The organism is Pantoea anthophila (genome assembly GCF_006494375.1).
Classification (GTDB): domain Bacteria; phylum Pseudomonadota; class Gammaproteobacteria; order Enterobacterales; family Enterobacteriaceae; genus Pantoea; species Pantoea anthophila.
This window is the reverse complement of record NZ_VHIZ01000051.1, coordinates 60,926-74,807: the sequence shown is the minus strand read 5'-3', so window position 1 is coordinate 74,807 and position 13,882 is coordinate 60,926. Positions and strand designations below refer to the sequence as shown.

Genomic DNA, 13,882 nt, shown 5'->3' with positions numbered 1-13,882 from the left:
CAGCCCAGCTGCATGATGCACTGCCACTGACTCAGCCATCTTTAATTTCCTCACAGCACTCACCGGCGTCATCACTGCAGCCTGTGACGGTGCGGATCAACTCATTTGTTACCAGCACCCTGCGCGCGCGCGTGGCAGACACGTACAACAGATTCAGCTCATCCTCTTTCTCGCGAGGGTTTAAAAGCGGATCTTGAATATCCACGAAATCGTCATTAATCCGAACGACGTCCCACTCCAGCCCTTTGCTGCGATGCGCAGTAACAACCGTAATGTCTGCATCGCATTCTCGCGTCACCGTCCGGCTTTTAAGCACATTTAGTAGCATCGGCAATGGGAAATACATGTCCAGCAACCGTACACCCTGTCCCATTTCAGGATCTTTCGTAGCTTTAGCGATGGTTCGGTACTCTTCAAAATCCCGGTAGTCGCGGGTCAGCTGAGGTGACTGTATGCGATCCGGCATTTCAACCGAAAACCAGTACAAATCTTCCAGCTCTCCAATACGGTATCCCTCCATGCCGCCTACCCAGAACACTTTTTTATCAGTCAGGCACGCCGTCAGTGCTATACCAATAACACCCGCCACGGTACGGCTTATTACGCAATGATGCGCCGTGACAGCTGGCAGCTCGGCAGCTACCTGGTCCTCAGCTCCGAGCCCGCAGATACGTCGCTGCTCACCCGTCTCCGATAGTAATGCGTTCGCCACAGCAGCAATCGCCGGTCCAAACCGGAAGCTGTTTGTCAGCCAAAGTCGGTCAGCGTTATCCAGCGCCGGCGCCACGAGAGCATTCTCTGCTCCTCTGAAGCGGTAAATCTGCTGATAGCGGTCGCCAACAAGAATGATTCTGCAAGGCTGATTCATGACGAAGTGGCTTGTAACCGGATTAGCATCCTGCGCTTCATCAAACAGGATAACGTCCCACTTGCGACCTAAATCAGGGGCTGAGAGCTGATAGAGCTTTAAATAGGTATCGTGCGTGACCGGAAAGTGTGAGTCCATCCGGGTCATTTCATGCCATATCACCTGCGCGGCACCAAGTATCCTGACAGGCTCTAATCCGCCCCGATCGTGCTCATCGGGAAGGTGAACAGGCGACAGCTCGCTGTCAGCACTATAAAGAAACGTATTCAGCGTGCTGAGTGCACTTCGAGCCAGTAACCAGTGGCGGGTATTGAGCAGCCGCGCAATATCTGTTATCCGCAATGACATGCTGAGACGCGCCTGAAAGTGACGACCGAAAGCCGGCCATGCCAGTTGATGAAAAGTCTTGCACTCTACATTGAATGGAAAACGGCGCTCCGATTCCTCGCGAATAGCCCGGTTATAGGCGAGATAAAGCATTTTCTCGTCGGGATTTGCCATCGCATAAGCTTCCAGCGTTGACGTTTTTCCCGTGCCGGCAAACGCCGTAACAACAAGCTGTTTGCCCTTCCAGGCAATAATTTGCGCCTGTTCGTGCGTTGGATTCATTAATTGCATACCTCGGTCAGCGTAACAGGTAAACCATGCCCTGCCGGGAAGTCAGCTTCTATCGCAAACTCTATATCGACCGGCAAAAAAAAACGCCTCCGGAGAGGCGTTGTGGTCAGGCGGCGCGTTGTTCTGCGCTGCTAAGTTTTGCTGCCCACCTGGCGGTGTAATGCAACGGTGTGTAAAGCGTGCGACGCCGCTCAAGCGTCAGTGCGTTTCCGGTCACAACCTCCGCCGCAATGCCGCAGAGCGAGAGCTGTATATAGGACATATTGGCGGCGAGTGGATCAACATCCGTCACCGACACCCACAGCTGTTCTGAAACCGTATAACCGCGCTGAGCGAACTCTTCAGCAAAGGCGATAACCATGCAGCCAGCGCCGCTGGCCGGCTCCTGTAGGGTAATAAAGTTTTTTCCCTGCATCAGCGCATCGATGCCGGAAAGCTGCAACGATGCCATCATTCGCGATACGTCCCACGGCGTGAAAAACTGGCCGCGATACTTATCTCCCAGCTCAAGCTCCATAAAAACGCTGCCAAGGAAATCACAACGTTTCTCGTCGAGCGCCATCACGACGTGACCCAGTAACGCTGCCATCTGATTGACGTCTTCCTGCTCATAGCTGGCAATTATGCTCAGATACTGCTTTTCAAGCTCTGCATCGTGCGCAACGCCATTGTGCAGCGCAATGGCCGCGCAGCTGACGAAGTCTTCAAACACCTTATGCCGGTGATGATAACGGGCCGTGGCGTTGAAAATTCTAAGGAATGCGTTGCGATGGTTGGTAAAAGTCATACGTGTTCTCCATAAAAAAGGGAACACGCCCCTGAGGAGGTGTTCCCCTCAGGGTGTGAGGCAAGCCTTACGGCTCGCCTTTTTTGGTTACCAGCTGTACGTGGTGAATTCTTCGGCCTCAGGTGCCCCTGATTCGAAAATCAGGATTTCCACGGCATCCGAACGCATCACAGATGCAATCACGCGGCGGGCCTCTTTCGATAACCCGGCTTCTTTCAGCCGCAGAACCGGTGCGGAGCATGCGGTTAACCGCAGAAGATAGCCCCCACCGATATAGTGGATCCACTCACCGATATCGACTTCACGGGTCGTGATTTCATCCAGCAACGCATTGTCGTCAGCACTGAGATGAGCCGTTGAAACAGCGCGGCAGCGAAGATACTCCCGGTTGCCACTCATGCCTGCACCACTCGATGTACGGCTACTGCAGCTTGTGATTCGTCGGTTTCAGCAGACGGCACCAGGTTAAGCCCGGGCCTGCCGTCATCCAGCTCGTCAATGGTCGCCTCAGAGCTGCAGACGTGCTCGCCCCGATCGTAACAGTCATAGCCATCCAGTTCGTGAACGGGCTCGCTGTACCAGTGACGTATCTCACAGTCGAACGTGGATGAAAGCGCCGCAACCAGCTCTCCTGCTGGCGGGAACCAAGCGGAATCAAACGCCAGTTTTATGCTGCTCAGACCTTCACGCTGCCAGCTGACGTTGTGACCTGCCGGCCACTCCATGCCGTACTGACGACAGTAAAGACTGCTGGCCGTTGACATTCCAGCAAGCAAACCTCCCGTGCCGTTCAGCTCGGCGGCCAGACGACTCGGGATTATCTGCAGCATATCGCAGGGCTGGGCCCGCTCTGGTAACTGGCTCAGACGCTCCCAGCAAACTCCCGGATCGATTTCCCGGGAAAGTGTTGCCACGCCGAACCAGTCTGCATAGCGCTCCTCAATGAGGCGCGCTATATACCTACGTGACACCTCAGGGATGCTTTCCCAGCGGATCGCGTCGATACCTGACTGATGGTAAAGCCGCTCAATTTTACGTAAGTGCTCCCCATCCAGCGGAACATCGTTGCGTAGTAAACCGAGCCACTGATCAAACGCCAGATTAGCAGGGGTGCCCTGTCCCGTACCGCTCTGCATAAGCTCCGGAAATGGTGTAAAAGACTCCGTTTTAACCGGACGTAACAGACCGCCACAGCCTGCAAGAAATAGCTTTATGCTACGCAGGACAGCGTGACGGTACAGTGGCGGCGCTTCACCAGTGATCCACTCCTCCATTATGCTGATAAGTGCGGATTTGCCGGTGATTTCTAAACGGTTATGGCACCAGTCTGACATGGTAACTTCCTCTTTTTCGATAAAAAAAGAGGGCACTGTCCCGTGAGGAACAATGCCCTCACGGGACGGCAGCGCAGTGCATTACGCTGCCGAATTGGTCAATTATGCAGCCTGAGCCGCACGTTCATTTAACTTCAGTAAAAACTCTGACGCTTCCCTCGCGTGCCGGCAGGCACGGAAAAGTGCTTTTTTGTCCGACTTCAATACCTCAAGCCACGATTTTATGTAGCTGTCGTGTTGAACATCGCCAAATACGCCGAGCTGAGCACACAGAAACGCGCTGCCCATCTCGGCTATCAGCTCCTCAAAGGCATAAACCGGATCGCCGAACTTTTTCGCCGGTTTGGTTATGCCTTCACGGTTCAGTCGTGACTCATGGCCCGTGGCATGCACAACTTCATGCAGCAGCGTGCTGAAGTAATCAGCATGAGTAAAAAATTGTTCCGCCTTCGGCATCAGTATTGAATCAGTGTGTCTGGCGTAACAGGCACGGTTCTGTAATCTGAACTCCACCTTAACGCCCGCCAGGTGCACAATCTCACATATCCGTTTTTCCGTCGGCCAGTCGATCGTGCCGGGGTATTCAGCTACGGGAGATTCATGCGGTACAGCCGCAACACTGTCAGGTAAACCGTCACACTGCTCAACGTTAAACAGGAAGTTGGGCTTTATCATGGCCCGCGATTCCATCAGCGGCTTACCCTCAGAATCGAACAGTTTATTTCCGCTGGAATCCTCAGCCTGTTTTTCAAACGGCTTGAAGATTATTGCCTCTGATGACGTTTCGCCTTTTCGGACCTGACCACCTAATTCCTGCGCCTGACGGTACGTTACCCAGCGATCGGTGCTATACCCTTTTTCCTCAGCGGCCAGCCACAACAGCAGCACATTAACGCCGCTGTAAGGCTTACCTGTTAAGGCGTTAGCCGGCAGCGGACCAGCAGCGGCACAGCGTCCGGCAGTGCGCCACGGTTTTTTCCATGGCGCCACGCCGTTCTCCAGTGCTTCAACGATTCGGTCAGTCACCTTCTGATATAGATCGACGCTTTCAGTTTTCCTGGCGCGGCGAGTTTTGGTTGGTTTAGACATAGGATGCTCCTTAAGTAAAAAAGGGCGCATCCCTCCCCTGGCGGGCGAGAAATACGCCCATCAGGGGAAAGTTATTAACGAACCGAAGCAATCAATATTCTGTCGGCCGCTATGCTGTTAAGCCGCAGCCGGAGCTGCTTGGCAGTTGCTGTAATAGCGGGATCTGTCTCTTTGCGTAGAACAGATCCCCGGAGAGAGTCGATATAAAAGTCAGTCTTGATGCTGCTGAGCAAGCCAGAGCTCAATACCTGATATAGCTTCCCACTCCTCAGTGGTGACCTGCTTACCGGGACCGGAGGTTTTCACTAACATCAGATGTTCAACCGCGCCGGGTATAACGAACGATGCCGGAATGTCTTCAGGTGGCTTAGTAAACATGTCCATGTTCCATGCCAGCCATCTCTGAGCGAAACGCCAGCTTTGCGGGCATGAACTGGTTATGTGGTAACAGCCAGGGCATAAATTGTGTAGCAGAACCAGAACGATGCGTACGAATAAATCCTGTTTGCATCGTTGGCTCTCTACTTTCTGATATGCCGAAAAGTTATCCGAAAGCGTCTGTCTCAGATAGAGCGGATTACAGCAGTAGTCCGCGCTGTCTTTATGGTTAATCGTGACAGAACCTTCATCGTCAAACAGCTCTGACGCTCTGTGCATCTCAAAACCCAGCTGCTTACAGGGACGAAGCTGCGCCGGCAGGAGCCAGAAAGCTTCTTTAACCGATTGGGTGAATCTGAACCATTGATCAGAATGAACAGAAGTCTCTTGCAACAGCTTATAGACCCCTGGAATTGTCAGAGACTGCGTATTGGTATGTGACATGGTAAATCTCCATTTTTGAAGGGATCTACCGCCCGTAGGGAGGTAGATCCCCACTGGGTATGATTAAATTTTGGCTGTATCAGCGCTTGCCGGTTTTCAGCTCTTCAAGTGCGAACTCAAGTTCTGAAACCAGCCCCCAGTCTGCCGTCGTAAAAGGACGTTCAGCGCCGGATACGCTTCTGATAAGCAATTCATCAGCTGCACCGGTAATGAATCCTTCGGTGCAGAATGGTTGAGGTGAGTCATGGGCAGCGATCAGCTTATGCCGAATCGCCCAGCGAACCGGCAATGACCAGCTAACGCCTCCAGCTGAAGACGTTATTTCAAAGCAGCCTTCACAATGGTTATGTAGCAGTATCAGCGCAATCCGCGTGAAGAAATCGACAGGCTGACCTTCCGTTTCAATGACAAAATCAGAAGTCTGGTCCCGGCAAATCATGACGCCGCGAGAAACGTAGCTGCCTTCATCCTTGCCACCGAACACAAAAACCTCTGGTGACGGAAACATCTCTGAAGATCGCTCCATACGAGCACCGTTGGTTGGAGAGCATGGGCGGAGGTGTAAAGGCAGCAACCAGAATGCCTCAGTGACCGCCAGCGTAAAATTCTGCCACTGGCTTGGGGAAATCCATTCTGCGTGCTTCACGTTGTAACTGACGTGCTGCGGGGGCATTGAAATAGGTAACATGATAAATCCTCAAAAAAAGGGATTTATCCCCCTGATGGGGAATAAATCCCCATAGGGTTAAGTCAGATTAGAGAGATTCTAATCGCGCAATTTCCAGATCACCCCGACCGTCCTGATGACCTTCTAGAGAAATCTTTTTGTGCAGATTTTGGTTGAGTTTGACGCTCAGGGTTTCTATTGAACACACCATCTCAGCACAACATAAACTGAGATAACGCCCCTGAGCCATACCGAATGAGAGGGCATAAATAACGTTTATCTGAGTGGCCATAGAGACTGGCAGCTCCCCATTAATATGCACATGCTCATCAAGGTCATCTAAACCAAGATTTTCGTAAGCTAATGCCGTCAGCATATCGCTTTCAAATTCAGCTAACTGCAGCAAATCGGCCATGGTTGTTGAAAGTGTCATGTTTCGCTTTTCCTTACTGATATGCATAACGCAGTGTTGCCATCTGATTCGCCAGCTGTAGTGCAAAACGGCGGGCCTGACGGTACGAGCGAAATTCCTCAGCAGGGTTTTTCAGCGAATTAAAGCGATGATTGCCGTGAAAAGTGCCAGAGCGTGTAAGTATGCCTGACGTCCATTTACCTGAAGGTAACTGATGCACCTGGATCTTGAAACTCATCGAGCCGGCGCGGTTCGTTATCCACTCTTCTTTTCTGTTTCGGCCAACGTACGTGTGCGTTATGGACGCAGCTAACGCTAAGCGATCAAAGAAAAAGGTTCTCAAGGAAAAAGATGTTGGTAATGAAAATGCTGCCATGGTGTTTCTCCTGTTGGTATGGGAAACACCTGCCCTGTCGGGAAGATGTTTCCCGATGGGCATTCGCAAGCGAATGTATGGTTCAGACGTCTGTGCTGTTACTTCTGAGCAGTGAACACTCTGAAGGTTGCTGCGTCAGACGCGGCAAGCTTAGCGATTTTCGCAGCTGCCTTGTGTGTGAAGTGCTTACCGTGGCGGCTAAAAATGAATTCATCACCTGGCTGGCCGTCGATCACTGTCCTTGCCATGACAATGGCATAATAACGTTGATCGTCAAACCAGACGCGGGAGCGAAATTCATAAAGACCGCAAGGTGAAGCGAGCCACGATGTTCTTCTGAGTGCAGCCTTAAGGTTGGGACATTCAGAAGCAACGCGTGTTGCAGCTGAGTGAGCCATATCAAACGGCTTACGCAATTCAGTGATGAACGAACGGGTTATAGACATAGTTTCTCCTGAGACAGAGAAACATTTGCCCTGTCGGGAATGTTTCCCCGAAGGACGAAGGCCGAAGCCGGATGGTTAAATGTACCTTCATCGCCAGGCAGTAGGAGCCATAATTGGCGATATCTGCTTCCAAAGGCGAGCAGATGTACCACACATTTGTGTTCTCCCTTTCAGGCTACAGGAGTGTTATATGTAGCTACCCGAAGGCGGTCATCTCAAGCTACATGACCATTGGTGGTTGTCCGAAGACAACATAAGAAGCGTTTTAATATTAGTGCCTGCTTAAGGTAAATTACAAGAGCCAATTAATCCTTAATCATCGACTCTGTTATAAACACGGGCAACGTAGGCTCCACGGCCATCGCCATGCCCCAAATCCATTGATACAAGCGCCTCAGCTTCCTTTCGACTCATACCATTCCCGAGATGATAGTTTACGGCATCCTGTGAATAAGCATATCTGAGACTATGTGGAGAATGAACGCCGGTCATTCCACTTTCACGCAATACGTTATGATACCGGTCAAGCGCCTGATGGAGGGAAGGCTTATCAATTAGCTTTCCATTATTCCCCTCAGCGTAACGAGCCGCCTCATTTAAAAGAGAAAGGACTTTTTCCTTCTGGAAAACTGTCGCATCACGCGGACGCCCGCCTTTTGTTCCGAAGACAATTCGCACATTATTTTCTCCAGTCTGCAAACTCTTACGCCATGTATTAATCGACTTTGCAGACTGAACTGTTTCCTCTGCCCTAAGACCAATATATCTTGCCAACTGAATACCTATAGCAATCCCACGATCTTTTTCTGAAACCGTTAGTATAATTTCCTTAAGACGCTCATCAGAAATCGCAACCTTAGTACCTTCTCTGCTGGCACCAGAAATATTTAACGCCTGATTACTTAATTTCTCATGTGAGGGATTCGCCAGAACATTACGCCCTCCCTGTGAGAGAATGGAACGAATCGCCGCCATTTCATTTTGCAACGTGCGAGAGGAAATATTCTCATCCTGCCGGCTTCGGATATAATTTTCGATATGCTTGGTTTTGATATGACTTACGTCCCGAATCTGAATATTAAGAGTTGCCAGTCGCTCCGAAAAGCGACTGGCAATCTTTGAACGATCAGAAACCGTTTTAAAACTTCCACCGCCCTGACGTGCGAGCGTGACAAGCTGTTTACTTAATTTTTTAGACATTGCCTCTCCCCCTCAGAATCCACAGCTGTTGGCCCACGATACCTATAGCTATGTGACTCTGAATCTGTACATCTCTTCCCCGATGACACGGTTGCTTTTGCGCTTCCTGCGTCTCAACTGGTATCTGTGCATCGGGGCGGCGAAATGTTGAGTTCTTGCGAGGCTTCCCCAGGTCTCTGACCTGTTTGCGGCTTACGCCGTGCTGACGTTCGTCAGTCTGCCTCCGTACACCAGTTTCCTGATGTCGCCATCGATACCGAGTCGATCATTCTCCTTCTAATAAAACGCCCTTAACGGGTTGTTTGTTAACGTCGCGTCATGGTTGATAAATAGCCATTTGAGCATCTGAAAACACGTAATACGTGCACGTCAGATTGTACCGGCCTGTTGAAAACCGCACTGTACGTGGGTTTGGACGTTATGCGCTGCGCGCGTCACTTTGTTCTCGTTTCACTCGAACCAAAGTGACGCCGCGCAGCTTCATGCTCCTAATGCGTCTTCCGCAAGCGCCCAAATGTTCCAAATGGGCTTATGCGTCATTGCAAAAGTCGTATGCAGCTCAGGGCGAATCCCTGACAAATCTCATAACGTAAGTGAAGAAAGCATCGTTGAGGATGCCTTATCTGATGACGCCAGGCGTATGTGAAAGCCCAGACTTTGATGTGATTAATGTACCCTCATCGTCGCGTCGTAGGTGCGCATGTTCTGACGATATCTGCTTCCAGGGGCGGACAGATGTACCACACTGATGTGTTCTCCCTTTCAGGCTACAGGAGTGTTTTGTAGCTACCCGAAGGCGATCCTCTCAAGCTAATGGATCATTGGTGGCCGTCATCTGACGACATACAACAGTTGAAAACATAACAATCAGGCTGTAGAAATGTCAAATATTAAAAGCGTAACTATTTTTCACTTCTATTATACTTAATGAGACAATATGAATACAGACTGGCTTAAAATCACAGGATCTATTATCCCTTTGGCTACACTTTTTCTAAACTTCCATGCGAGGCAAAAGCGTTTCACTAATGAAAGAATATCTGTGTATAAGGACCTCAAACCTCTGTGCTCAGATGTAGACATGGAGCCACACGAGATAAAAGTCATCAATAATGAAATAAAAAAACTCATCCTCATTGAAACCACTGGCATTTAGGATGTTGATGCAGCAAGAACTTACCTGAAAATTTCAAGCTGCAATGACAGCATTAAGCCACATAAAAAAACAGATCAAAGAAATTAATAAAATGCATTGATGGAGAGAAAATGTTAAATAATAAAATTAGATCTTATGTAAAATTCACCCTCAACAGGGGTTAGCATAAAAAAATAGCAAGAGAAGGCTTTTGGTTTTTAATTTTTTTTATATTGGCATATTTTGCATTTTTCTTTGGTGCAAACTCCCTACTAATTCAGGAAAACTATATTTTGGCGAGTGCGATATACTTTATGGCTGGTGTATTTATCATAGCACCTACAGTTACCAAAGCTAAATACCCCTTCATTGGTTTTCATAAAAAATAATATTTTCATTGAATCTCTAAAAGAAACTACAATAAAATAAATGGAGTTATTTTAAAGGCGCAACTTGATATAAGTTCGCTTTATTAAAAAATGACAAATCACCTCTTTTTCAAGAACCGTTGAAAACCTTAAAAAAATAGATTTATTAGATGGTTGATATGAAAAAGGAAAATTAGCCCCCCTATTACTTACAGGTTTTGTAATTACTTTTTTAAAGCATCACCGTACTATAACCAGGCCTGATAAAATATCTTTTACTGCCCCTGATTTCAGCAAAGCAGACAGCCATGATGTTTGTATACCTATCACCATAGAGCGCGGAATAAAAAACTGACGATGTTGAGCCGAAGGGAGCCATTATCCACAATTTTCCAGCATATCTGGCGCATAAAGCTGTGGATAATCAGCTGCAGCCCCTGCCAGCCGGAGCCTGCACCCAGTCGGTTAATTATTAAGCAGTTTTTTTTTGCAATAAACCTATATAAATCAATACCTTTATTTTATTACTGAGCGTAGGCCATTTTCTCTGTCTTGCACAGCCCGCTAAGCCAGTTAATACCACTGTAAATACACACAGCACTTTAACAGGGATTTTGCTATGTTTAACGCCTTTGGGTTGATGCACCCCGCGGACAATCCGCCGCCCAGCTTCAGGCCCCTTTTTTTGGAACGTGTGCCCTGCGGGTTTCCCTCACCCTGTCAGGATTACGCGGAGCAGGAGCTTGATCTCAACGAATATCTTATAGCCCACCGGGCAAGCACCTTTTTCCTGCGCGCGCAAGGCAACAGCATGCAGGACGTTGGCCTTTATGACGGCGACCTGCTTATCGTCGATCGCTCCCTGACGCCCGAGCACAACGACGTGGTTATCGCCGAGCTTTACGGCGAGTTTACGATAAAGCGCCTTTTACTTACGCCAAAGGGACCTGTTCTTCAGTCCATGAATCCCGCCTTTCCCGTTATCATTCCGGACCCGGACACGCTAGAGATCTTCGGCGTAGTGGTGCACTTCGTGCATACCCCACGCAAGAGGAACTGACATGTTTGGCCTTATTGACGTGAACAGCTTTTACGCCAGCGCGGAGAGGGTATTCCGACCCGACCTGAAAAATGCGCCGGTGGCCATCCTTTCGAACAACGACGGCTGCGTTATTGCGCGCAGTAAGGAAGCCAAAAAGTATGTGAAAATGGGCGACCCGTGGTTCAAGATAAAGAACCAGCACTTCCCTGAAAAAATCCATGTATTTTCAAGCAACTATGCCTTATAGTAAGTTAAGTGGAATGCAACATCAGGCTGTGTAAACTTTGAGCAGTCATTTTGACTTCAAAGGTGAAAGCTATGATCACCAGTCCACTATGCACATACGCTATTTTGTTATCTGAACGATGGCTGAAAGTACTGTCTGATCTCGGCAGGTCAAGGGCAACAGTTACGGCTTATCGTGCTGCGCTTACCCACTATTTTTCCTTCTGCAGCCGGCACGAATTAGCACCCGAAAAGGCGATCTTTGAAGATATCGCTGTTTACATACGCCCTCAGCTGCCTGGCATGCCTCAGTCAGCAGCAAGTGCAACCCTGCAGCTTCGCCTTTCCGCTATACGACTATGGTTTGACTATCTGATTTACATGGACGTCATCAGCCTGAATCCTTTGCCGCGGTCCGGTTCACCCGGTATGCCTTCAGCTGCTCGGCGTGACAACGGCGCTCGATCTGGCACGCACCTCCCCTTCTTTCATCCGCAAGAATTTCGGTGTGGTACTGGAGCGTACGGTACGCGAGCTTAACGGCGAATCCTGCATCCCGATGGAGGACGCGCCCCCGCCCAAACAGCAGATAGTCGTGAGCCGCAGCTTCGGCGAGCGCATCACGGAATATGATGCTATGCGACAGTCCGTCTGCGCGTATGCCGAACGCGTGGCGGAAAAGCTTCGCGAAGACAGACAGTTCTGCCACCACATCTCTGTGTTTATCCGCACCTCACCTTTCGACACCGGACAGCCTGGCTACGGCAACACGGCGTTTGTGAAACTGAGGGTGGGCACGCAGGACACGCGCAACATCATCGAGGCAGCGGTAAAGTCTTTGGACGCTATCTGGCGCCCGGGCTTTAGGTATGCGAAGGCGGGGATCATGCTCAGCGAGCTGCGGCCGAACGGTGTGGCGCAGCTGAACCTGTTTGATGATGAGGCGCCGCGCGCAGGTAGTGAAGCGCTGATGAGCCTGCTGGATTCCATGAACCGTTCCGGGCGCTACAACATAGGCTTTGCGGGTAAAGGTATCGACCCTGACTGGAAGATGAAACGGGAGATGCTGAGTAAAGCCTGGACGACGAACTGGAAAGAATTACCGGTCGCAAAAATAATCTGAAAATTCAGCTGCAGGGCTACTTGCAACGCGATAGTGTATATACAAATATATATACAAACCCTGTTAACATTAACCTCTACATAAACCTAAAATATAACAATGCCTATACAAATGTATAGGCATCACTCTTTAACTATGTATATACAAAAGCATATTCACACGTCTATGCATTAAGGTTGTATTATGTATATACAAATCAGGTATTTTCAACGAGAAGCTGAGCCAGCTTATCGATCAACTTATCATCTTCTATATAGCAGGCGGCCCGGACCACACGCGACCGCGTTATGTTTTTGTTAGGCAGCCTTTCCTGTATTTTTTCAACAAGAATGGATAGCGCATCGTCATCCAGACCAGTAAGGCGAAGGTTCATCTGCTTCCCGGTTGTAATATTTCTGCGCTCAGTAACGCGCGTAACCCCTTTCGCTATACGATCACTTCTTGCCACTTGCGGCCTCCTCAATCTGCTGCAGCAACTCCTGCGTGAAGGCTTTGTAATCCCGGTAAGGGCGTTCATTTCTGGCGAACATCATAACGGGGCGATGTACCTCAGTTGCCTGTTTGAAAAGCTCACTCTGGCGTATTTCAGTATTCGCAACTTTGTAGCCCGCTTCACTGATGTACCCATCAATGGCTTTTTTCATTTTAGAGTGAGACTCGTTAACTTTTGTCTTTACAAGTGTATATACAAAATCGTCATTACGCCTTACTTCGCGAACAACCTGAAAAAGGTCATCAATGCCTTTTACCGCCCGGCGATCCATGTCTACCGGCACAACAATTTTATCTGTTATCAGCAGCGCGTTTTCGATGCTGAGATCGATGGCTGGCCGCAGGTCAATCAGGATAAAGTCGTAAACATTTTTGAGCCTTGACAGACCTTCATCCAGAATATTGAGCCGGTGACGGAAACGTTCGGCGCTGCGCGCCTCAACTGCGAGGGTTATATCGGCCGGGATAACATCCAGGTTAGGAATAACGGTTTCCCCGTCGAGGGCGGTATAGACGAGTTTATTGGTGTCGAACTTAGGGTCTTCAAAAAGATCGGTGATTGTATAGTCTTCGTCACCGCGTCCCACGTCGTCACTCAGGTTTCCCTGGTGGTCCAGGTCAACCAGTAAGGTCTTATAGCCAGCTGAAGCCAGCGCGCATCCAACTGCAATACAGCTTGTTGTTTTGGCAACACCGCCTTTGCTGTTCGCAAAAGAAATAATATAGGGCTTCTTCATTTCACACCGCCATGTATATACAAAAGTATAGACATGCTACATAACAGACAGACTTTGTCAATGTATATACATAAGTATATGCAAAATCGTTTTTTGTGCATATACTTATGTATATACAAAAAATCAGAATCAAAAAGATGT

At 49.2% G+C, this 13,882-nt stretch carries 15 protein-coding genes and 2 pseudogenes; 4 read left to right on the top strand and 13 right to left on the bottom strand.

Features of this window, described 5'->3' with window-relative positions; genetic code table 11:
• Window positions 1-31 precede the first annotated feature (31 nt).
• The 11 genes from FJW00_RS15120 to FJW00_RS15070 form a co-directional block, all read right to left on the bottom strand.
• Complete coding sequence (locus FJW00_RS15120; protein ID WP_140924757.1) at window positions 32-1,477, bottom strand: UvrD-helicase domain-containing protein; 1,446 nt, start codon at window positions 1,475-1,477, stop codon at window positions 32-34.
• A 115-nt stretch (window positions 1,478-1,592) separates the two neighbouring features.
• On the bottom strand, window positions 1,593-2,273 hold the full coding sequence (locus FJW00_RS15115; RefSeq protein WP_140924755.1) for an N-6 DNA methylase: 681 nt from the start codon (window positions 2,271-2,273) through the stop codon (window positions 1,593-1,595).
• 87 nt (window positions 2,274-2,360) lie between these two features.
• Window positions 2,361-2,672, bottom strand: coding sequence for a DUF5983 family protein (locus tag FJW00_RS15110; RefSeq protein ID WP_140924753.1), 312 nt, complete (start codon window positions 2,670-2,672; stop codon window positions 2,361-2,363).
• Entirely contained in the window at window positions 2,669-3,607 is a 939-nt protein-coding gene (locus tag FJW00_RS15105) for a DUF1281 domain-containing protein (RefSeq protein WP_140924751.1), read from the bottom strand. Before FJW00_RS15105 ends, FJW00_RS15110 begins: the two co-directional genes overlap by 4 nt.
• Window positions 3,608-3,709: 102 nt before the next feature.
• A complete protein-coding gene (locus FJW00_RS15100) occupies window positions 3,710-4,696 on the bottom strand; it encodes an ArdC family protein (protein ID WP_140924749.1) in 987 nt (328 codons plus the stop codon).
• A gap of 210 nt (window positions 4,697-4,906) precedes the next feature.
• Entirely contained in the window at window positions 4,907-5,518 is a 612-nt protein-coding gene (locus tag FJW00_RS15095) for a hypothetical protein (protein ID WP_140924747.1), read from the bottom strand.
• A gap of 79 nt (window positions 5,519-5,597) precedes the next feature.
• A complete protein-coding gene (locus tag FJW00_RS15090; protein ID WP_140924745.1) occupies window positions 5,598-6,206 on the bottom strand; it encodes a hypothetical protein in 609 nt (202 codons plus the stop codon).
• A gap of 67 nt (window positions 6,207-6,273) precedes the next feature.
• The gene (locus tag FJW00_RS15085; RefSeq protein WP_140924743.1) at window positions 6,274-6,618 is read right to left on the bottom strand and encodes a hypothetical protein; all 345 of its coding nucleotides are present in this window, start codon (window positions 6,616-6,618) and stop codon (window positions 6,274-6,276) included.
• A gap of 13 nt (window positions 6,619-6,631) precedes the next feature.
• Window positions 6,632-6,973, bottom strand: coding sequence for a hypothetical protein (locus FJW00_RS15080; RefSeq protein ID WP_140924741.1), 342 nt, complete (start codon window positions 6,971-6,973; stop codon window positions 6,632-6,634).
• Between the two features lie 98 nt (window positions 6,974-7,071).
• Window positions 7,072-7,419, bottom strand: a complete 348-nt coding sequence (locus FJW00_RS15075) for a hypothetical protein (RefSeq protein ID WP_140924739.1) — start codon at window positions 7,417-7,419, stop codon at window positions 7,072-7,074.
• 312 nt (window positions 7,420-7,731) lie between these two features.
• Window positions 7,732-8,619, bottom strand: a complete 888-nt coding sequence (locus FJW00_RS15070) for an integrase domain-containing protein (protein ID WP_140924737.1) — start codon at window positions 8,617-8,619, stop codon at window positions 7,732-7,734.
• A 2,122-nt stretch (window positions 8,620-10,741) separates the two neighbouring features.
• On the opposite strand from FJW00_RS15070, the gene umuD reads away from it, so the two are divergent.
• From umuD to FJW00_RS22815, 4 genes and pseudogenes are all read left to right on the top strand, one after another.
• Complete coding sequence (umuD, locus tag FJW00_RS15065) at window positions 10,742-11,182, top strand: translesion error-prone DNA polymerase V autoproteolytic subunit (RefSeq protein ID WP_140924735.1); 441 nt, start codon at window positions 10,742-10,744, stop codon at window positions 11,180-11,182.
• A gap of 1 nt (window position 11,183) precedes the next feature.
• Window positions 11,184-11,410 (top strand): annotated as a pseudogene (locus tag FJW00_RS22825) (Y-family DNA polymerase); the annotation flags it as partial.
• Window positions 11,411-11,482: 72 nt separating this feature from the next.
• Window positions 11,483-11,929 (top strand): site-specific integrase, encoded by a 447-nt coding sequence (locus FJW00_RS22820; RefSeq protein WP_140924730.1) that lies wholly within the window; start codon window positions 11,483-11,485, stop codon window positions 11,927-11,929.
• Window positions 11,823-12,512: pseudogene (locus tag FJW00_RS22815) on the top strand (DinB/UmuC family translesion DNA polymerase); the annotation flags it as partial. The gene FJW00_RS22820 and the pseudogene FJW00_RS22815, both read left to right, overlap by 107 nt.
• A gap of 196 nt (window positions 12,513-12,708) precedes the next feature.
• Here the strand turns inward: FJW00_RS22815 and FJW00_RS15045 are convergent.
• Window positions 12,709-12,960 carry a hypothetical protein gene (locus tag FJW00_RS15045; protein WP_123803196.1) on the bottom strand — a complete coding sequence of 84 codons (252 nt, stop codon included), beginning with the start codon at window positions 12,958-12,960 and terminating at the stop codon, window positions 12,709-12,711.
• A complete protein-coding gene (locus FJW00_RS15040; RefSeq protein WP_140924728.1) occupies window positions 12,947-13,741 on the bottom strand; it encodes a ParA family protein in 795 nt (264 codons plus the stop codon). The genes FJW00_RS15045 and FJW00_RS15040 overlap by 14 nt, the downstream gene beginning before the upstream one ends.
• Window positions 13,742-13,882 lie beyond the last annotated feature (141 nt).